The sequence below is a fragment of the Rhodococcus sp. 1R11 genome, from assembly GCF_004563845.1.
Lineage (GTDB): Bacteria > Actinomycetota > Actinomycetes > Mycobacteriales > Mycobacteriaceae > Rhodococcoides.
The window spans coordinates 55,196-74,545 of sequence record NZ_SPNG01000011.1; the positions used below are offsets into that span (position 1 = coordinate 55,196).

The 19,350-nt window shown below is 64.8% G+C and carries 18 protein-coding genes; 3 read left to right on the forward strand and 15 right to left on the reverse strand.

Annotation, left to right across the window (positions count from 1 at the left end; translation table 11 throughout):
• Positions 1-136: 136 nt before the first annotated feature.
• The 3 genes from E4P29_RS18990 to E4P29_RS19000 all read right to left on the reverse strand — a co-directional run bounded on the left by E4P29_RS18990 (position 137) and on the right by E4P29_RS19000 (position 3,324).
• Positions 137-922, reverse strand: coding sequence for an alpha/beta hydrolase (locus E4P29_RS18990; RefSeq protein ID WP_209205464.1), 786 nt, complete (start codon positions 920-922; stop codon positions 137-139).
• A gap of 97 nt (positions 923-1,019) precedes the next feature.
• A complete protein-coding gene (locus E4P29_RS18995; RefSeq protein WP_135046713.1) occupies positions 1,020-2,645 on the reverse strand; it encodes an ATP-binding cassette domain-containing protein in 1,626 nt (541 codons plus the stop codon).
• A 133-nt stretch (positions 2,646-2,778) separates the two neighbouring features.
• On the reverse strand, positions 2,779-3,324 hold the full coding sequence (locus tag E4P29_RS19000; protein WP_135046714.1) for a hypothetical protein: 546 nt from the start codon (positions 3,322-3,324) through the stop codon (positions 2,779-2,781).
• A 123-nt stretch (positions 3,325-3,447) separates the two neighbouring features.
• Here E4P29_RS19000 and E4P29_RS19005 point away from each other — a divergent pair, with 123 nt between their 5' ends.
• The 3 genes from E4P29_RS19005 to E4P29_RS19015 all read left to right on the forward strand — a co-directional run bounded on the left by E4P29_RS19005 (position 3,448) and on the right by E4P29_RS19015 (position 7,793).
• Positions 3,448-5,244 (forward strand): penicillin-binding transpeptidase domain-containing protein, encoded by a 1,797-nt coding sequence (locus E4P29_RS19005; protein ID WP_245154402.1) that lies wholly within the window; start codon positions 3,448-3,450, stop codon positions 5,242-5,244.
• A gap of 107 nt (positions 5,245-5,351) precedes the next feature.
• Positions 5,352-7,013, forward strand: coding sequence for an NTF2-like N-terminal transpeptidase domain-containing protein (locus E4P29_RS19010; RefSeq protein ID WP_027495345.1), 1,662 nt, complete (start codon positions 5,352-5,354; stop codon positions 7,011-7,013).
• Between the two features lie 33 nt (positions 7,014-7,046).
• Complete coding sequence (locus E4P29_RS19015; RefSeq protein WP_135046716.1) at positions 7,047-7,793, forward strand: sulfite exporter TauE/SafE family protein; 747 nt, start codon at positions 7,047-7,049, stop codon at positions 7,791-7,793.
• Between the two features lie 75 nt (positions 7,794-7,868).
• Here E4P29_RS19015 and E4P29_RS19020 read toward each other — a convergent pair whose 3' ends face one another.
• From E4P29_RS19020 to E4P29_RS19075, 12 genes are all read right to left on the reverse strand, one after another.
• The gene (locus E4P29_RS19020) at positions 7,869-9,185 is read right to left on the reverse strand and encodes an FAD-dependent oxidoreductase (RefSeq protein ID WP_135046717.1); all 1,317 of its coding nucleotides are present in this window, start codon (positions 9,183-9,185) and stop codon (positions 7,869-7,871) included.
• Positions 9,182-10,246: an ArsO family NAD(P)H-dependent flavin-containing monooxygenase gene (locus tag E4P29_RS19025; RefSeq protein WP_135046718.1), complete on the reverse strand. Its 1,065-nt coding sequence runs from the start codon at positions 10,244-10,246 to the stop codon at positions 9,182-9,184. Before E4P29_RS19025 ends, E4P29_RS19020 begins: the two co-directional genes overlap by 4 nt.
• Entirely contained in the window at positions 10,243-10,659 is a 417-nt protein-coding gene (locus tag E4P29_RS19030; protein ID WP_135046719.1) for a low molecular weight phosphatase family protein, read from the reverse strand. Before E4P29_RS19030 ends, E4P29_RS19025 begins: the two co-directional genes overlap by 4 nt.
• Complete coding sequence (locus tag E4P29_RS19035) at positions 10,656-11,078, reverse strand: arsenate reductase ArsC (RefSeq protein ID WP_135046720.1); 423 nt, start codon at positions 11,076-11,078, stop codon at positions 10,656-10,658. The genes E4P29_RS19030 and E4P29_RS19035 overlap by 4 nt, the downstream gene beginning before the upstream one ends.
• Positions 11,078-12,166, reverse strand: coding sequence for an ACR3 family arsenite efflux transporter (arsB, locus tag E4P29_RS19040; RefSeq protein ID WP_135046721.1), 1,089 nt, complete (start codon positions 12,164-12,166; stop codon positions 11,078-11,080). The genes E4P29_RS19035 and arsB overlap by 1 nt, the downstream gene beginning before the upstream one ends.
• The gene (locus E4P29_RS19045) at positions 12,163-12,528 is read right to left on the reverse strand and encodes a metalloregulator ArsR/SmtB family transcription factor (protein ID WP_135046722.1); all 366 of its coding nucleotides are present in this window, start codon (positions 12,526-12,528) and stop codon (positions 12,163-12,165) included. Before E4P29_RS19045 ends, arsB begins: the two co-directional genes overlap by 4 nt.
• Positions 12,529-12,559: 31 nt before the next feature.
• Positions 12,560-13,813 carry an APC family permease gene (locus E4P29_RS19050; protein ID WP_135046723.1) on the reverse strand — a complete coding sequence of 418 codons (1,254 nt, stop codon included), beginning with the start codon at positions 13,811-13,813 and terminating at the stop codon, positions 12,560-12,562.
• Between the two features lie 79 nt (positions 13,814-13,892).
• Positions 13,893-15,269, reverse strand: a complete 1,377-nt coding sequence (nhaA, locus tag E4P29_RS19055; RefSeq protein WP_135046724.1) for a Na+/H+ antiporter NhaA — start codon at positions 15,267-15,269, stop codon at positions 13,893-13,895.
• Positions 15,270-15,343: 74 nt separating this feature from the next.
• Positions 15,344-15,718, reverse strand: a complete 375-nt coding sequence (locus tag E4P29_RS19060; protein ID WP_135046725.1) for a DUF3054 domain-containing protein — start codon at positions 15,716-15,718, stop codon at positions 15,344-15,346.
• A 211-nt stretch (positions 15,719-15,929) separates the two neighbouring features.
• A complete protein-coding gene (locus E4P29_RS19065) occupies positions 15,930-16,481 on the reverse strand; it encodes a YceI family protein (protein ID WP_135046726.1) in 552 nt (183 codons plus the stop codon).
• A gap of 112 nt (positions 16,482-16,593) precedes the next feature.
• On the reverse strand, positions 16,594-17,727 hold the full coding sequence (locus E4P29_RS19070) for a YbhN family protein (protein ID WP_135046727.1): 1,134 nt from the start codon (positions 17,725-17,727) through the stop codon (positions 16,594-16,596).
• 9 nt (positions 17,728-17,736) lie between these two features.
• Positions 17,737-19,212, reverse strand: a complete 1,476-nt coding sequence (locus tag E4P29_RS19075; RefSeq protein ID WP_135046866.1) for an adenylate/guanylate cyclase domain-containing protein — start codon at positions 19,210-19,212, stop codon at positions 17,737-17,739.
• Positions 19,213-19,350 lie beyond the last annotated feature (138 nt).

Genomic DNA, 19,350 nt, shown 5'->3' on the forward strand with positions numbered 1-19,350 from the left:
TTCGACGCGAATTGTGGACGCTCAGCTCAGTTGCGGGTGGGGCTGGCAGGTTCGGTAGTCGTAGGTGACGTGAGCGTCCACTATTCGCTGCGCGAGGCGGGATCCCGCTTTTCGACGCGAATTGTGGGCGCTCAGCTCAGTTGTTCCAGAACCGTTCGAGGTGTTCGAGCACCTCGTCCGATGCGGCCATCGTCGTGGCGTGGTCGAATCCGCGAACGATGTGCAGTTCGGATGCGGGCACCAGGGCGGCAGCTGCCCGGGTGTCGTCGAGTCGGGTTCGGTCCTCACTGCCGACGTAGAACAGCGACGGTTGGGTGAAGTGCTGCAAGACCTCGTCGGGTAGTCCGAGATCGGCGTCGCATGCGCGGATGTATGCAGCCATGGCTCGGGCATCGTTGGCGACGAACACCGCTCGCGTACCGGCGTCGACGGGAAGCATGCGGTGCTCGTTCCATGCCTCTATGAATCCGTCCATGCCGCTGTGCTCCAACACGTCCGCGCAGCCCGGGAAGAAGAGCCTGTCGAACGCGCCCGCCTGAGCGCCGTGACTACCGCCGCCCACCGCGAGTGAACGCACGCGTTCGGGCTTCGCTGCCGTCAACGCGATACCGGCCCGTGCACCGAACGAATACCCCAGATAGTCGACGGTCCGAGCGCCTACCGCGTCGAGGACCGCCGTCAGATCGCCGACGAAGTTGGTCATGGCATACGCGTCGGGAGTATGGGGCTTCTCGCTGCGACCGTGCCCGCGACTGTCGACCAGAATCAGCTGCCGAGTTCCGCGCAGCGCCTTCACGTAACCGAACGTCCGCCAGATCGTGTGCGTCAGGAAACTGCCGTGCACCATCAACAGCGGCGGCCCGGACCCCACCACCGTGTATGCGATCCGCGTCCCATCGTCTGCATTCGAGGCGTATTCCACCCCCCGATTGTTGCCCGTCGAGTCCACTCGACGTGACATTGACCCCCACACTGCGCCCGTGGGTCGTTCCGCAGGCTTCACTCCCGTCCACCAAACGTCACATTGACTCCCCCCGGGTGGGTGTTTCCCGGGTGGGTGTTTCCTCGGCCGACTCGGTGAGCTCCGCGGTCGGTGTCAGGTCGATGGTGCGGGTAGGTCCGATGGCGTCGAGGAACGGGCGATCATGGCTTGCGATGATCAGCGCACCCTCGAATGTTTTCAGTGCGTCGATGAGGTGTTGGCGGCTGGTGATGTCGAGGTTGTTGGTGGGCTCGTCGAGCATCAGTAGTTTCGGAGCAGGCTCGGCGAGCAGGATTCGTGCCAGTGCGGCTCGCAGTCGCTCGCCTCCGGAGAGGGTGGCGACGACTGCGTCGGCGTCGGATCCGCGGAAAAGGAATCGGGCCAGTTGGCCACGGATCTGTTCGGCGGTGGCGTGCGGGGCCACGTCGGCGATGTTCTCGGCGACGGTGCGTGATTCGTCGAAGATGTCGAGGCGTTGCGGAAGGTATTTCCATGGCACTTCGGCTTCGGCGGCGTCGAGCCTGCGCAGCAGGGTGGTCTTGCCGCTTCCGTTCGGCCCGACGAGTGCGATGCGCTCGGGTCCGACGACATGAACGTCGTCATGAGTCAGAACTATTTGTCCCGGATGAACTTTCGTTCCGGGCAGGTCGACGCGTATCTCGCGGTCGTCGCGCAGGAGGTCCTCGGCAGCGGACAATGACGTTCGGGCATCGCCGACGCGGTCGCTGTGGGTACCGCGTAGTTTGCCGGCCGATTCTTGCGCGGCCCGCTTACGTCGGCCCGCAAGGATGGGAGGCACGCGCTTCTGTTCGGCCATCTTCTTGCCGTAGCGCAACCTGCGATCGAGTTTGATTTGTGTGTCGACCAATTCGCGTTCCTGCTTGCGCACCTCGTTCTTGGCGTCTCGGATGCTCGCCCGTGCGGCTTCCTGCTCGGCGTCGATCACCGATCGGTAGTGCGTGTAGTTTCCACCGAACATGCGCACCCGCGAAGGGCCGGTGCGTTCGGCGCGAACCTCGGCGATGGTATCGACACGCTCGAGCAGTTCGAGGTCGTGGCTGCAGACGACGAGCACCCCCGAGTATCCGTCGACGGCCGCATACAGACGTTCTCGTGCAACGAGATCCAGGTTGTTCGTCGGCTCGTCCAACAGCAGTACGTCGGGTTCGGCCAGCAACTGAGCGGTGAGAGCCAGCAGTATTGCTTCGCCACCGGACAGGGTGCCGACCGGTCGATCCAGGTCGTCGAGGGAGCCGACGATGCCGCCGAGCCCGAGCTTGTTCAGCAACGCCAGCGCGCGCTCCTCGACGTCCCAGGCCGATCCGACGATGGCGAAATCGTCCTCGGATGATGTACCGGATTCGATGCGATGCAATGACTTTCGGACCGAATCGATAGCCAGCACGCGATCCACGGGGAGCTCGGGGTCGAGTGCGATGTCCTGACGGAGATAACCAAGGACCCCGGGCATCGAAATCGAACCGCGCTGCGGCGTCAGTTCTCCGGCGAGCAATCTCAGAAGGGTCGACTTTCCGGCACCGTTCGAGCCGACGAGACCTGTTGTGCCACTCGGAAAGAGGGCCGACAAAGCGTCGAACACGGGGTCGCCGTCAGGCCAGGAGAACGTCAGGTCGGAGACAGAGAGGGAAGACGAATGAGGCATGGATGCTCCAAAGGTGTGCGTGCGGTCGATCTGCAGGCGTCTAGAACCTTTGGAAGAGCAATGGCCTCTCCGAATCTGTGGGCAACAAGGCGATCTCCACGCTAATGCCGAACGTGGGTAGTCCGCAAGCGATTTAGACCGAGGGCCCCTTTTTGCGTAGTTCGTCCACTGTCGACATGGCTCCGCGCAGTTCGTCCAACCAGTCCTGTGTGTGCTCGCCGACCAACTTCACGGCCCACGACAGAGCGTCTGCACGAGACCGCGCGACTCCGGCATCGACGAGGGTGTCGAGGACGCGTCGTTCGGGCTGACGCAGGCGGGTCATGACCGGGACGGCCAGGTGGGTGAACAGGACTACCTCGGAATCGGTCCGAACTCCCCAGGCAACCTTGCGTCCGTAGCGCTTCTCGGCCTCGTCGGCAATCTGCATGCGCTCGGCCCGGGTGCCTTCGCGGAATCGGGCGATGCGACCTTCGGTGGCGGCAGGTGAACTGCTCCCTTCGGTGGGCAACGTCCCGACCACCACGATCTCCTCGCGATCCACCTCGACCGACGCGGTGCCCTCGAACCAGCTGTCGGGCAGTCTGCCGCCGAACCAGTCGCCGGCATCGGTGGCGTCGGGAACATCTGCGTGCTGCCAGCCGCCGGGGCGACCGAACGAGCGTCCACTGGGTTTCATGGTGACTCCTCTGTAGTTCAGTAATACTGATTACATGATTACACCCCATCTCGGGTTCGCGCCACCGCCGGTTCGTCGGTGGCCTGGGGCATGATCGACTCCGTGCGCACAACGAGAAGACCGATGACTCTGGCCGCAATCGTGTCCGTACTGGCGCTGGTGGTCGCTGCCTGCGGAAACAGTGGGCCCGATCAGCCGCAGACGGTCGCCGAGCAGTTCGCGGCCGCCGTCAGCAGCTCGAACATCGATCAGGCAGCCGCGCTGACGACCGATCCCGCGGGCGCGAGCGCCGCTCTCACCCAGCTGTACGACGGGCTGTCCGGCGGCGGAACGGTGACGGCCACTCCCGATTTCGAGGCTGTCGACGCGAACGAGGATGCGGGCACGTTCACGCTGAACGCCGGCTGGCGTTTCTCGACCACCACCGACGGCACGGCGGAGCCGGACGGCCAGCCGAAGGAGTGGAACTACACGACAACTGCAACCGCGGCAGAGACTCCGCAAGGGTGGAAGATCACCTGGGATCCGGCCATCTTGGTCCCCGGACTGACTGCCGATTCCTCGGTCCGATTCACCCCGACCGATGCGCTCGTCGCGCCCAGGGTGTTCGATGCCAACGGCGGCGAGCTCATGTCGCAGCAGGTCGTCACCCTCGTCAACGTCGATGCGACGGCCGATCCGGTGGCCGTCGCCGCTCTCGTCGGATCTGTCGTTCCCGGGATCTCGGCCCAGTCTGTTGCGGCGTCCGTTGCTGCGGCACAAGGTAATTCGGCGACCATAGTCTCGCTCCGTCAGGCGGATATCGATCCCATCGGCGCGCAGCTCGCGGCCGTTCCGGGAGTCACCCTGGCACCACAGACTCGGCTGCTGGCCACCGATCGCAATCTTGTCTCGCCGGTTCTCAGCGACCTGACGTCGCTGTGGGAACAGGAGCAGGCGGCCAATCGAGGCTGGGCGATCCAATCGGTCGCCGCCGACAACACCGTCACCCAGCTTGCCGGTCGCGATGCCTCCACCGGTGACGACATAGCGACCACCGTCGACTCGGCGTTGCAGATCAAGGCCGAGAACGCCCTGGCGTCGGTGCCGCAGCAGGCTGCGATCGTCGCGCTTCGGCCGTCCACCGGAGAGGTTCTCGCCGTCGCACAGAACGCCGCGGCGGATGCGGAGGGCCCGATTGCTCTGACCGGTCTCTACCCGCCCGGGTCGACCTTCAAGACGGTGACCACCTCGGCTGCTCTGCAATCCGGTGCCGTCACCCCCGACACCGTGTTGCCGTGCCCGGCGACGGAAAACATCGAGGGACGTCAGATTCCCAACGACGACAACTTCGCGCTCGGCGACGTTCCACTGCACACTGCCTTCGCAAAATCGTGCAACACGACGATGGGCCGACTCGGCGTCGCCCTGCCGCCGAACGGTCTGACCGACGCGGCCGCGCAGTACGGCCTCGGCGTCGACTACGTGACCCCCGGTCTCACGACTGTCACCGGTTCGGTGCCGTCCGCCGACACCCCGGCGCAGCGCGTCGAATCCGCCATCGGCCAGGGGCAGGTGACTGCGTCGCCGTTCGGCATGGCGCTGGTCGCGTCGTCCATCGCTAACAACGGTCTACTTCCGCCGACGGTCGTCGCAGGTAAGCCGGGCGTCGGCAATATGCAGCCGGCAGCGGTCAATCCACAGGTGACCGAGCAATTGAAGACCATGATGCGCGAGACCATCACCGGTGGTACGGCCACGGCACTGAACGACATCCCGGGGCTGCTCGGCAAGACCGGAACCGCCGAATTCGGGCCGAACAACGAAGGAGCGCACGGCTGGTTCGTCGGCATCTCCGGTGATCTCGCGTTCGCTGTCTTCGTGAACAACGCGGGAAGTTCGACTCCCGCCATCGAGGCTGCAGGACGCTTTCTGAGGTAACAGCCCGAGGTAAACGGACCACTCCGTATCTCAATCGTGACCGGCTTGTATGAATCCCGTGCTTGTTACTCGTGTGACTACAGTGAATATTGTGACTCATGAGTTCTATGAGTCGTGTCCGTCGTGGCCCGCGCAAGGTCCGCGGTCGCTACCTCGTCGCAGTTGCAGCATCGGCGACGCTGTCGGTCTCGGCCGTGTTCTGGATGGTCGACCGCCCACCGAGCGAGGCCGAGGTATTGGTCTCCAAGTTCGTCGACGCGCTGGACAACCGCGATGTCGCGGCGGCGGCCGCACTGACGACGTACCCGAACGCCGCGACGGCAGCTCTGAATCAGATGTTCGACGGTTTGTCGGCCGACGGTAGATCGACGGGCGACTTCGACCTGACGCAGTACATGGATCTCTCCGATGAGAGCGGATTCTTCACGCTCGCGTCTGCCTGGAACTTCGGCGAAGGCAAGGACTGGAAGTACAGCGCCCAAGGCGCAACCAAGAAGCTCAGCGTCGGCTGGCGTATCGCGTGGGATCCGGCCACCCTCGTTCCGGATCTGACCTCCGGTGGGTCGGTTCGCTACACCCGCACCGACGCCGCTCCGCCGTTGATCTTCGATTCCGCGAACAACGTGCTGATGAGTGAGCGGACCATCAACGCCATCTCTCTCGACCCCGCCCAGATGAGTGATCCGGCGGCGTCGACTCAGCAACTCGCCGATGTCATCGACGTCGTCGCGCCGCTGATCACCTCCGAATCGCTACTGAAGGAACTCGATTCGGCCCACGGAGCTCCGATCACCGCAGTGACACTGCGCGACGACGACTTCGCCGTTCTCGAGGACGATCTGCGAGCGGTGCCGGGAGTGGTGGTCGCCCCGCAGCCGAAGCTCATCGTCGACGACCGTCGAATCACCTCCCCGGTGCTCGATTCCCTGCGCGCTGCATGGCAATCCGGCCGCGACGCCACCGCAGGCTGGGCTGTCGACACCTACACCGTCGACGGAACCGGTGAACGACGGGTGGGATTCCAGGGACCGGGCGGACCGGACCTGCACGCAACACTCGATCCGCGAGTCCAACTCGCGGCCGAGAACGCTGTGGTGATGGCGGGTACGTCCGCGTCGATCGTGGCGGTGTCCACCTCGACCGGCGCGATTCTCGGTGCAGCCCAGAACAGTTACGCCAACGAGCAGGGTGACGTGGTGTTCGCGGGCTCCTATCCGGCCGGTACCGCGTCGGAATTGATCAAGGCCGTACAGGCCGATCGGGGCGACGACAGTGCCGAAGACGCGGCAGCACGCCTGGGTCTGGGAATTCACTATGCGATGCCCGGTCTCGACGCCTACACCGGCACCCCCGCCGACAGCCGGAGCGCGATCGACGGTATTCGGAACGTCTCCACCGCATCCGGTGCCGAGGCGACGGTGACACCGTTCGGACTTGCCCAGATGGCAGCAGCTATCTCCCGCGGCAGCGCGCCCACGCCGGCGATCGTCGCCGGGCAGACCGCAGTGGCAGACCGCGCAGCCGAGCCCATGGGCCCTGACGCTGCAGCCCGCTTGCGTGAGATCGTGGCCGCCTCGTCGAACAGCAGCGGCCTCGATACATTCGACGGCGTGCAGGGATTTGCCGGGGAGAGCGGCGATGATCGATTCGTGCTCGCGACCAGCGGTGACGTTGCCTTCGCCGTCTACATCGAGGACGCCGACGGTGGGGATCAGGCAGTGCGGATGACGAGCCGCTTGCTGCAGGAGATGGCGAACCCCGTCGAATAGGGGCCCGATCGTTAGGCACGGTAGTTTTGTTCGGTGACTGTGCTCGATTTCGGACTACTGGTGGTGGCCGGGTTCTTCGCCGGCCTCATCGGGTTCGTCACCGGGCTCGCATCCCTCGTGTCCTATCCGGCGCTGTTGGCGGTAGGGCTCCCCGCGGTATCGGCGAACGTCACCAATACCGTCGCGCTGGTCGCCGCCGGAGTGGGTGCCACTACGAGCTCGTCGGCCGAACTCGCCAAGGACGGCAAACAGCTCATTCGCTACGCCATCTACTCGGCGCTCGGTGGGACCACCGGAGCCATCCTGCTGCTCGTCACTCCGGAGGGATCGTTCGAGGTCATCGTGCCGTTCCTGGTCGCGATGGCTGCGATTGCACTGCTGCTGCAGCCGAAAATCCGAACACTGTCCGGCGGCAGGCAATTTCCGACGCTGTACCCGCTGGCGCTGTTCGCCGTCGCCATTTATGGGGGCTACTTCGGAGCCGGAGCCGGAGTGATCTTCTTGGCTCTGGCGCTGATCTGTACGTCCGATACGTTCTGGCGCGCAAGCATTCTGAAAAGCTTCTTCCTCGGCATTGCCAATCTCATTGCGGCGATCATCTTCTCGTTCTCCGGTCACGTGAACTGGTGGGCCGCTCTGGCTCTCGCAATCGGCTGCTTCGTCGGCGGTGCCTGCGGGCCACCGACCGTCAAGGTGATCTCGCCGATCGTGCTCCGCGTCGGCGTCGGCATTCTGGGACTCGGCCTCGCCGGCTGGTTGGGATACCAGGCATTCGGCTGACGTCGTAGGTGATCCGACTGTCCACCATTGCAGCCGGGAGGCGCGATCCCGCTTCCTTGACCGAATAGTGGACACTCAGATCAGTTGTGCCTCAGCTTCTGGGGAGACACCGCAGCAACCGCCGGTCGTGGGGGCGTCGGGCTCGTCGAACAGCCCGGCTCCACCGCAAACGCCGGTGTCGGGCAACGTCAACTGCACCTTTCGCGCGCCCTCGTGATCGCCTGCCAGTTCGGCGGCAATACTGCGCACCTGCTCGTATCCCGTCATTGCCAGAAACGTCGGCGCACGTCCGTAACTCTTCATACCGACCAGGTACAGGCCGGGCTCGGGCTGAGTGAGCTCCTCGACTCCGTGTGGTGACACCGAGCCGCAGGAGTGAATGTTCGGATCCACCAGTGCGGCGACGAACTTCGGGGCCTGCAGTGTGGGATCGAGATCGAGGCGCACCTCGGACAGCCACGACAGGTCCGGACGGAACCCGGTCAGCGCGACGACGCGGTCGACGTTCTCGATACGGATGCCGCCGTCGCCCACGAGGGTGAGCCGATCACCCTGCACAACAACGGCTTCGGTGCGAAATCCGGAGACCACGATGAGGAGACCGTCGTCGACGGCCTTCTTCGCGCGCTGGCCGAGAGCGCCGCGCGCCGCGAGTTCGTCGGCCGCGCCGCCGCCGAAGACCTCCGCGGTGACGCCTCGACGCACTGCCCAGGTGAGCGTCGTGCCGGGCTCGTCGGCGGCGAGCTCTGCGAACGTGATGATGGCGGTCAGCGCGGAGTGGCCGCTACCGGCGATGACGGTGTGCTTGCCCGCGAACTGGGAGCGAACCGCCGGATCGGCCAGATCGGGGACTCGGTAGTCGATGCGGTCGGCGGCGGCCTTCTCGCCGATGGCCGGAAGCCCCTCGCTCCCCAGTGGATTCGGCGATCCCCAGGTGCCCGACGCGTCGACGACGGCGCGAGCGAGGATGCGTTCCTCGCTGCCGTCGGAGTGGCGGATGTGCACCGACAGTGGTTCGGTGTCGCGTCCGGCGTCGACGACGCGGTCGCGTCCGCGGCGGGCGACGCCGACCACCTCGCAGTCGACTCGGACGGTATCGCCGAGCGCAGCAGCGAGGGGCGCGAGATAGTGCTCCACCCATTCGCGTCCGGTGGCGTAGGTGTCGCCGTCCGGTGCGGTCCAGCCGGTGGGCTCGAGCAGTCGGGCGGCAGCCGGGTCGACGACCTCGGACCACGGAGAGAACAGCCGCACGTGATTCCATTCGGACACCGCCGATCCGGCCGACGGTCCACGTTCGAGAACGATGACGGCAGAACCGGTTTCGGTCAGGTGCGCCGCAGCAGCGAGACCGATGGGGCCTGCGCCGACCACCACTACGGGGTATTCGTTCATGACTGATCTACCTTTCCTCGTCGAACGAGAGTGTCCACTGCTGCGCGTGCGGTCCGGCCGACGCCGATGAGCGTCGCCGAGGCCGGGCCGGTCCAGTCGCCGTAGCCCAGGAACACCAGCGTTGGTTCGCCGCCGACGTGATTGCCGTCCAACACGATTCCCGATCCTTCGGTGTGCAGGTGCAGCGGCTGCAGATGCCGCAGTGCGGGTCGGAATCCGGTGCACCACAGGAGTACATCCAGCTTCTCCGTTGTATGTCCGTCGGTGACGCCGTCGGTGGTGATCGCGGTGAACATCGGCCGGGCGTGCAGCACTCCGCGATCCCTGGCCTCCCGCACCGGCGGGACCATGACGATGTCGCCCAGACCGGCGACCCCGCCGGTATCGGGACCGCCTGCCGCCAGAGTGCGGGACCGATCGCTGGCGACATCGAACAGCACCCGACCGTCGACGTCGTCGGGCAGAAACCTCGGCTCGCGGTTGATGAACCACAGGGCCTGGGCGACCGTGGATATCTCGGCGAGTATCTGCGCCGCCGAGTTTCCGCCGCCGACAATTCCTACTCGCTTGCCCACGAACTGATCCGGCGTTCGGTAGTCAGCGGCATGCAGCTGGGTCCCACCGAACTCACGCATGCCCGGGTAGCTGGGCCAGAACGGCCGAGACCACGTTCCCGTCGCACTGACGACTGCTGCGGCACCGTACGACTCGCCGTCGGTGTCGACTCGATAGCCCTCGGTCGTACGATGCACGGACTTCACGTCGACGGGCCTGTGCACCGGCAATTCGTACTTCTTCTCGTATGCCCGCAGGTAGTCGACCACATGCGAAGCCGGCGGAAAACCACTGTGCCACGGCGGCATCGGCCAGCCGGGTAGTCGCGAGTACTCGGCGGGTGAGAACAGATGTAACGAGGGCCAGTAGTCCTGCCACGAACCGCCGGCGTGCGTCTGGTCGTCGAGAATGACGAAGTCCAGCCCGGCTCGGCGCAGGTAGTAGCCGGCGGCCAGTCCTGCCTGACCGCCGCCGATCACCACTACCTCGTATTTCACGCGAATCAGCTACTTGCGCTTCGTATTCGGGACGCAAATTCCTCGACGCGACCGGCGATATCGTCGCGTACCAGACGCATCCGTTCGATCCCGTCGATACCACGCTCGGACGGCTCGTCGGTGTTCCAGTTCTCGAACGTCGGTCCGTCCACGGGTTCCACCTGCGCCTCGCTACCGAGGGTGATCACGTAGTCGATGCGAGACAATAACTCCGGATCGATGGGCTTCGGCCGACCACCGGACAGGTCGACACCGACTTCGAGGAGAGCCTCGGCCGACAACGCGTTGACGCCGCCACCAGGTTTCGTTCCGGCAGAATGTACTTCGACCGAATCCCCGGCGACCTTGCGCATCAAACCTTCGGCCATCTGAGACTTGCCGCCGTTCTTGACGCAGACGAACGGCACGCTGGGTGTCGTCATGACGCCGAACTCTGCTTCGCTGGAGCCAGTTCGGCGATCAGTTCTTCGATTCGACTCTTGATCTCGTCGCGAATCGGCCGCACGGCTTCGACGCCTTTGCCTGCCGGATCGGCCAGTGCCCAGTCGCGGTAACTCACTCCGGGGAACACCGGGCAGGCGTCACCGCAGCCCATGGTGATGACGACGTCGGATGTCTCGACGGCCTCGGTGGTCAGGATCTTCGGCGACTGCGACGAGATGTCGATACCGACCTCGGCCATGGCCTCCACCGCTGCCGAGTTGATGGTGTCCGCGGGAGCGCTACCTGCGGAACGCACCTCGACGGTATCGCCGGCGAGATGAGTCAGAAATCCGGCGGCCATCTGAGAGCGGCCGGCGTTGTGGACGCAGACGAACAGCACGCTGGGTGTCTCGGACATCAGGAATCCTTCGATGACGTGGTCGTGGAAAGGCTGGGGGAGAACCGCTTCCGCAAGGCGAGGGAGACATAGACGAGGCCGACCAGGACCGGCACCTCGATGAGTGGTCCGACGACTCCGGCGAGTGCCTGCCCGGAGGTCGCGCCGTAGGTCGCGATGGCGACGGCTATCGCCAGCTCGAAATTGTTGCCTGCAGCGGTGAACGCGAGGGTGGTGGTGCGCTCGTAGCCCAGGCCCATTGCGGCACCGAGGGCGTAGCCGCCGCCCCACATCACCGCGAAGTAGACCAGCAGAGGCAGCGCGATGCGCACCACGTCCCAGGGCTGTGAGGTGATCCGATCACCCTGCAGCGCAAAGAGAACGACGATGGTGAACAACAGCCCGTAGAGAGCCCACGGGGCGATCCTCGGGATGAACTTCTCCTCGTACCACTCGCGGCCCTTGGCGCGCTCACCGAAGAAGCGCGAGGCGAATCCCGCAATCAGCGGGATGCCGAGGAAAATCAGCACCGATTTCGCGATCTGCCAGGGCGAGGCTTCGATGGTCGTCTGTTCCAACCCGAGCCAGCCGGGAAGGACGGAGAGGTAGAACCATCCGAGGATGGCGAACATGAAGACCTGGAACACCGAGTTGATCGCCACCAGAACCGCGGCGGCTTCTCGGTCTCCGCAGGCGAGGTCGTTCCAGATGATGACCATCGCGATACATCGAGCCAGACCGACGATGATCAGGCCGGTTCGATACTCGGGCAGGTCGGGGAGGAAAAGCCATGCGAGAGCGAACATCATCGCCGGTCCGAGGATCCAGTTGAGGAGCAGGGAGCCGATCAGCAGACGCTTGTCGCCGGTGACGGTGTCGAGGCGGTCGTAGCGCACTTTCGCCAACACCGGATACATCATGATCAGCAGTCCGACGGCGATCGGGAGTGAGACTCCGTCGATCGAGATGGACGACAACGCGTCGTTCAGCTCGGGGATCATGCGTCCCAGCAGTAGGCCCACGACCATGGCCACGCCGATCCATACGGGGAGAAAACGGTCGAGGGTGGGGAGCTTGCCGACCACGGCGGTCTCGGTCGCTGTGCTCATGCCATGACCGCCGTCGGATCGGCCGAGTCGAGAACCGACGACAGCTGTTGCAGCGCAGTAGGAATCACCCAGTAGTAGACCCAGGTCCCGCGGCGCTCGCAGTCGAGCAGGCCCGCCTCGCGTAGGACCTTGAGGTGGTGGGAGATGGTGGGTTGGGAGAGGTCGAATGCGGGGGAGATATCGCAGACACATGCTTCGCCGCCGGCGTGGCTGGCGACGAGGCTGAGCAGACGCAGCCGGACGGGATCTCCCAGAGCTTTGAACATGCGGGCGAGATCTCCGGCCCAGTCCACGGTGAGGGGCTCGCGAATCAGCGGCGAGCAGCACTCGCCGTCGACGGACGACCGGTCTTGGTTCGACATGCGTCTATATTGACGTTCATCGAACCAGTCGTCAAGTGAACAGTTGCCGAACGCGGACGAGCCGATACGCGACACCGAGCACGACCACCACGGTTCCGACGGCAATGGACGTCGCAGGCAGCGTGGCTATCAGGACGATGCATCCGATACTGCCGATGATCTGCAGAGCCTTCGGGTACCGCCGGTTCTCGTTTTCCTGGGTGTAGGCGCTCAGGTTCGCAACCAGGTAGTACAGCAGCACCCCGAAGGACGAGAAGCCGATGGCGTCACGAAGATCCACGACGAGAATTGCGGCACTGACGATCGCCGCCAGAGTGATCTCGGCCCGGTGCGGCACCGAGTAACGAGGGTGGACCGCAGTCAGATACGACGGCAGATCATGGTGGCGGGCCATCGCCAACGACGTGCGTCCGATACCGGCGATCAAGGCCAGTAACGCTCCGAGCGCGGCCAGTCCGGCACCGATGCGCATGACGGGTGATGCCCACGAATGTCCGGACGACACAACGAGATCGACCAGCGGAGCCGACGACGAGGCCAGTAGGTCCGGGCCCAATACCGTCAACAACGTCACGGCGACCGCTGCATAGATCAGCAACGCGATGCCGAGGGCAGAGACGATGGCCCGTGGAATGGTGCGCTCGGGCCGCACCACTTCCTCGCCGAGGGTGGCGATGCGCGCGTAGCCGGCGAAGGCGAAGAACAGCAATCCCGCGGACTGCAGAATTCCGTACCAGCCGTCCCCGGTGAGGGATCCCGAAGCGCCGATGCCGTTGCCCGGCGAGCCGGCGAAGCCCAGAACCACCCCGACGACGAGGATGGCGAGCACCGCGGTGACGAGGATCTTCGTCAGCAGCGCCGTACGGGTGATGCCGAAGTAGTTCACCACCGTCAACGCGACAATGGCAAGAATCGCAACGACTTTCGTATAGCAGGAAGGGGCGACGTAGGCCGCGAACACCATCGCCATGGCCGCCGAGCTTGCGGTCTTGCCGATGACGAAGGTCCAGCCGGCGAGAAAGCCGGGCCACTCACCGAGTTGTTCGCGACCGTAGATGTACGTCCCGCCCGACGTCGGATACTGGGCGGCGAGTTGCGCGGACGACGTCGCGTTGCAGAACGCGACGACAGCCGCGATGGCGAGGCCTATCAGCAAGCCGGCACCCGCTGCGGCCGACGCGGGCGCGAACGACGCGAACACTCCCGCCCCGACCATCGAGCCGACACCGATGACGACTGCATCGACCAGGCCCAGTCGACGGGCCAGCGGCTGTGGGTCGGTCATGTCTGGACCCGGATGTCGATCACGGCGACAACTGTAAAGGTGCTGCACCAGTGGCAACAGACCAGATGTCGGCCGCGGTCTACTTCTTCTGCTGATATACGTCCGGAATTCCGTCGTGGTCGTCGTCGCGCGTCTCTTCGATGTAGAAGTCCCGGTACGCCTTGTTGCGGGTTCGCAGAATGATCGACGCGATGGACGCTGCGATGATCGAACCGGCGAGCACACCGACCTTCACGTGATCGTCGCGCTGTGTGCCTTCACCGAATGCCAGATCGCCGATCAGCAGCGACACCGTGAAGCCGATACCGGCGAGCATTGCGACGCCGAAGACGTCGAGCCATTTCAGTCCGGCGTCCAACGTCGCCCGGGTGAAGCGCGAGACCAGGTACGTGGTGCCGAAGATACCGATGGCCTTACCGAAGACGAGACCGGCGATGATGCCGATGGCGATCGGGTCGGTCAGTGCGCTGCGTAGGCCGGAGAATCCACCGACGGTCACGCCGGCCGCGCAGAAAGCGAAGAGCGGCACGGCAATACCCGCGGAAATGGGCCGAATCTTGTGTTCGAAATGCTCGGCGAGACCGGGGCCCGCATCGGGACCGCCTGCGGCCTTGCTGCGGATCACCGGGACGGCGAAGCCGAGCAGAACGCCCGCGACGGTGGCGTGGACACCCGACTCGTGCATGAGAACCCACGTCACCACGGCCAGCGGGATGAGCACCCACCACGAGCGCACGCGCATCTGCACGGCGACGGCGAACAGTGCGAGCGGGATCAGCGTCAGGCCGAGCGCGACGAAGTTGATGTCGTCGGTGTAGAAGATCGCGATGACGCTGACGGCCAAGAGGTCGTCGACCACAGCCAGAGTCAGCAGGAAGGTACGCAGCGCAGTCGGAAGATGGGTACTGATCACAGCGAGAACGGCCACGGCGAACGCGATATCGGTTGCGGTGGGAATGGCCCAGCCGAGCAGAGCGCCATCCCCGGTGCCGAGGTTGAACAGCACGAAAATAACTGCGGGAACTGCCATTCCGCCGACGGCCGCGGCCACAGGCAATGCGGCGCGTGCCGGATCGCGCAGATCGCCGGCGACGAACTCGCGTTTGAGCTCGAGCCCGACGACGAAGAAGAAGATGGCCAACAGCCCGTCGGCCGCCCACGTGGACAGAGTCAGATCGAGATGCAGAGCTGACGGACCGACGCGAGTGCTCATCAACGAGTCGTAGGCGGCGGACCATGGCGAGTTGGCCCAGATCAGCGCTACGAGGGTAGCAACGAGAAGCAACGCGCCGCCGACTGTTTCTTTGCGCAGGACCTGCGCGATGCGGTCGGCCTCGGACCAGGAACCGCGGGAGAACAGCGGCAACTTCTCTTTGGGGATCGGTGAGTCGGACACAGTGTCAAAGCCTTTCGGTAGCAACGTCGTGCAGTGCGAGCCCCTCGAACGACAAGGCATATGCGCAGCACAGAACAGTTGCCGACCAGACTTCCCGGCGCACCGTGGATGATCTTATCGCGAGAAGGTCCCTGTCACCGAACCGAGGGAACGAATCTGGCGATCGCGCGCCAACCGAGCAGTAGAACCGCAGTGGAAATCGTCGCAACGATGATGAAGGACCCGGCTGTTCCCTGCCCGGTCAGAGCACGCAACACCATGCCCACTGCCACCGTCGTCACCCACACGACGATGCCCGTCGGGACGATGAGAAAAGCGTCGAACTTGTTGCGGTACAGCGCGAACGTAACTACCCATCCGATGGCGGCACCGACCACGAACGGCCACGCGGTATGGAACAGGCCGGACAGTGCGGTGGCCTCGTCGTGACTGCGACGGCCGATCGCGGCGAACAGCACGATCATGAGGAGATCGAGGACGGCAGCGACGGCTGGGGAACGAAACTTCACGGGCCCACTGTAGGACACCGACGCGAACGGCCCGCGCCTACGAGTGCAGGTGCGGGCCGTTCGATGCCACTGGATCCCGTCCCCAGGACCGGATCAATGTGGGTTTCAGTCGGTTGGACTGCAACAAAGGCGCATTGATACGGAAGGAAGGGGGGTGAATCCGGAAGGAGGGGGTGAATCCGGAAGGAGGGGGTGAATCCGGGGGGGGGGCTTACGCCTGGAGGCCGGCCTCGATGTCGAGGTTCAGGGCGATCTTGTCGCCGACGACTGCGCCGCCGCCTTCGAGGGGCATGTCGATGCTGATGCCGAAGTCCTTGCGGTTGATGGTGGTGCTGGCTTCGAAGCCTGCGACCGGTCCGTTGCCCATGCCGGCGTTGACGCCGTTGAACTCGAGCTTCAGGTCGATGGACTTGGTGACGCCGTGGAGGGTGAAGTCTCCGGTGACGACGAAGTCTCCGCCGTCGGCCTTGACCGAGGTGGACTTGAACGTCGCGGTCGGGAACTTCTCGACCTCGAAGAAGTCGGCGGTCTTGAGGTGGCCGTCGCGCTGCTCGTTGTCGGTGGTGATCGAGGTGACGTCGATCACGGCGTCGACGGACGGGGTGCCGTCGGCGGCGACGGTGACGGTGCCGCTGAAGTTCTGGAAACGACCGCGGACCTTGCTGACCACCAGGTGGCGGACGGTGAATCCGACGGTGGAGTGGGTGGGATCGATGGCCCAGGTGCCTGCGGTGAGCTCGGGAAGTGCGATGGCGGTGGTCATGAGGACTCCTTGATGGGTTGAAGTTTCAAACTCATAGTACACAAGCGGACCGGGGTCCGTATATATTCCGGATGAACGGACAGTGACGGATGCCATACCGAACAGCGCGGGGCTACGCGGTCTCCGGATCGCCCTTGGAGTCTCGATCGGGCTCGGCGGGTCGGCCGAGATCGGAGGTCTCCTGCCGCTCGAGGGCGATGTCGAATTCGAGATCGGCGTGCTGGTGCTTGCGGAACAGGACGAGGAACACGATCCACCCGACGATCGCGACCAAGATGAAGCTGACCCCGCGATAAACCAGCGCCGACGCCACCGCCTGCGATGCGGTGATCGAGGCAGCGCTGGTGAGGAACGCGATGAGGGTGGCGTCGACGACCACCAGTCCGCCGGGTGCGAGCGGGACGGATCCGACGGCCTTGCCCGCAGCGAACGCGATGAACAACCCGGACAGCCGTGGATCTGCGCCGACGGCGAAGCACGCGAACGCCAGGCACGCCACGTCCGCGAGCCGGTGCACAGCCGACCAGGACAACGTGAGTGCGCCGTCCCGCTTGCCGAGCTGTACGGATTGAACTTGGCCGATGACCTTGTCGATGGCCTCGGCCCCGGCGTCGAGATCGTGGTTGCGGAACGCGTTGTACTTGCGCAGACCCCAACGGGCGATCTGTTTGATGGACTCCGGGTGGTTCGAGATGTATCGAACAGCGGCCACGATCGCGACGACGCCGATGATCGGCAGCACCACGGTGAAAGTACTGAACGAACTACCGACGACCAGTCCGCCGGCAACGCCGAGCACCGCCAACCCGGCCGCGGCGATGACGCCGGAGATGGCCAGCTGCCAGGAGGCGACAACCGGACTTGCGCCCCAGCGTCGGGTCTCGCGGTAGGTGAAGGCCGTCGAGAAGACCTGGCCGGCGGGCAGAGTCAGCGACATCGCGGTGCTGCCGTAGATGACCGCGACGGACTTGCGTTGACGCACCTGCACGCCGCCCGCGTCGAGCAGCTGCTTCTGGACTCGGCCGAACGCGCTGAGCGACACGGCTTGGGCAAATACGCACGCAGCCAGCCAGCCCCAATGGATTTCTCGTACGGCTGTCCAGGATTCGTGCAGCCGTGGCCACAGGTAGATCGCCTCGCCCACCAGCAGTGCGACCAGGGCGACTGCGGCGATCCACTTGACCCATCTCAGCCGGTTTCGCGGGCGCCGCGCTGCGGGTCCGCTGGTCGAGCTGGGGTCGGGCATCCTGTCAGACTAACCGTCACTCGAGGAGGAGTCGGGATACTCCACCGGCCAGGCCAGGTGGGTTGCCCGTCGTCGACCACGCAATTGCACCTGGTCGCCCAACTCCCACTGTTCCTGCTCCTCGTCGTCGGCGAAGTACAGAGCCGAGGTGGACGCCAGAACGCGTCCGGGACGCAGTTTTGCCAGTTCGGTCAGTCGTGACGCCTCGTTGACCGGGTCTCCGATGACCGTGTACTCGAAGCGCTCGGCCGCGCCGATGTTGCCGGCGACGGCCAGCCCCGCGGACACCCCGATGCCGATGTCGAGTCCGGTGATCTCGTCCAGTGCGAAACGCAGTTCCCGCGCCGCGGCCAAGGCGGCGGTGGGAGCGTCGGGACGGTCCAGCGGTGCTCCGAAGATCGCCAACGCCGCGTCGCCCATGAATTTGTTGACGAAACCGTGGTGGCGTCCGACGACGTCGACGACCACCCGGAAGAATTCGTTGAGCAACACCACGACCTCGCTGGGCGGGCGTTCCGACGCGGTGGCGGTGGATCCGACCATGTCGACGAACAGCACCGCGACGAATCGTGTCTCGCCGCCCAGTTCGGTACCGAATTGCAGTGCTCGACGCGCCACGTCCTCGCCGACGTGTTGGCCGAACAGCTGACGCAGGACGCGTCGCTCGGCGGATTCCTCCATCATTCGGTTGAAGCCGACCTGGAGGCGACCGATCTCGCTGCCGTCGAACACGTCGACCTCGACGTCGGTCTCGCCGCGCTGCACGCGTTCGATGGCGTTGTGCAGTTGGCTGATCGGGTCGGAGATCTGGCTTGCCGTGAGCATCGACAGGACGAAGGCCTGCACGATGGCCAGCACGCTGAGCAGGATGATGGCCACGGCCAGTGCGTTCGGCGAGAACACCAGGTCGGTCGTCAGCTGGGTGGCGCACAGCAAGATGATGCCGATGACGGGCATCAACGTGCCCAGTCCCCACGTCATGGCCATGCGGGTGCCGACGCCGGGAGTCATGGTGCGATCGAAGCGGCCTTCGCTCAATGCCAGTGCCGCGACCGGGCGGAGGATGCGTTCGCCGAGCATGTAGGTGAAGCCGAAGGTGACCGTGGCGGCCATGCCGACGGTGACGATGACGGCGATCGACAACGACGGCATTTCCGCGATGGTCAGCAACACGAAGATGATGCCGCCGATGATCCACAGGATCAGATGCACGATGGCCTGACGCAGCGGCGCGTGCAGCGTCGTCATCTGTTCTTTGCGGGTGGGTGGGCCGCCGCGGAGCTGCCACCTGATGACCGAGCGCAGCAGTGTGTACGCGTAGATCAGGCTGACCACCAGGGCAACACCCAGATACGCACCGAAGATGTACACGTTGCGGACGCGGTCGGCGACGATCGAATCCGACTCGGGAATGGGCAGACCGTAGCGAACGAAGGCGAATACCAGCACCGCGCCGAACACGTTGGCGATGAGCATCGAGAGCATATAGAGCGGCCAGCGACTCTTCAGGGTGAGCGAGACCGCTCGGAAAGATGCCAGCACAGGTTAAATTTAGCGGGTGAGCACCGACGAGTTGCGGGCGCAAGGTACGGGGGCGTCCCCGCGCCTCACTTCGGCCGCAGA

Excerpts from the sequence above, each read along its gene's own strand:
- E4P29_RS18995 (WP_135046713.1), bottom strand. The coding sequence starts at position 2,645 with ATGCCTCATTCGTCTTCCCTCTCTGTCTCCGACCTGACGTTCTCCTGG.
- E4P29_RS19000 (WP_135046714.1), bottom strand. The coding sequence starts at position 3,324 with ATGAAACCCAGTGGACGCTCGTTCGGTCGCCCCGGCGGCTGGCAGCAC.
- E4P29_RS19005 (WP_245154402.1), top strand. The coding sequence starts at position 3,448 with ATGACTCTGGCCGCAATCGTGTCCGTACTGGCGCTGGTGGTCGCTGCC.
- E4P29_RS19010 (WP_027495345.1), top strand. The coding sequence starts at position 5,352 with ATGAGTCGTGTCCGTCGTGGCCCGCGCAAGGTCCGCGGTCGCTACCTC.
- E4P29_RS19020 (WP_135046717.1), bottom strand. The coding sequence starts at position 9,185 with ATGAACGAATACCCCGTAGTGGTGGTCGGCGCAGGCCCCATCGGTCTC.
- E4P29_RS19030 (WP_135046719.1), bottom strand. The coding sequence starts at position 10,659 with ATGACGACACCCAGCGTGCCGTTCGTCTGCGTCAAGAACGGCGGCAAG.
- E4P29_RS19035 (WP_135046720.1), bottom strand. The coding sequence starts at position 11,078 with ATGTCCGAGACACCCAGCGTGCTGTTCGTCTGCGTCCACAACGCCGGC.
- arsB (WP_135046721.1), bottom strand. The coding sequence starts at position 12,166 with ATGAGCACAGCGACCGAGACCGCCGTGGTCGGCAAGCTCCCCACCCTC.
- E4P29_RS19045 (WP_135046722.1), bottom strand. The coding sequence starts at position 12,528 with ATGTCGAACCAAGACCGGTCGTCCGTCGACGGCGAGTGCTGCTCGCCG.
- E4P29_RS19050 (WP_135046723.1), bottom strand. The coding sequence starts at position 13,813 with ATGACCGACCCACAGCCGCTGGCCCGTCGACTGGGCCTGGTCGATGCA.
- nhaA (WP_135046724.1), bottom strand. The coding sequence starts at position 15,269 with ATGCCTTGTCGTTCGAGGGGCTCGCACTGCACGACGTTGCTACCGAAA.
- E4P29_RS19065 (WP_135046726.1), bottom strand. The coding sequence starts at position 16,481 with ATGACCACCGCCATCGCACTTCCCGAGCTCACCGCAGGCACCTGGGCC.
- E4P29_RS19070 (WP_135046727.1), bottom strand. The coding sequence starts at position 17,727 with ATGCCCGACCCCAGCTCGACCAGCGGACCCGCAGCGCGGCGCCCGCGA.
- E4P29_RS19075 (WP_135046866.1), bottom strand. The coding sequence starts at position 19,212 with ATGCTCTCGATGCTCATCGCCAACGTGTTCGGCGCGGTGCTGGTATTC.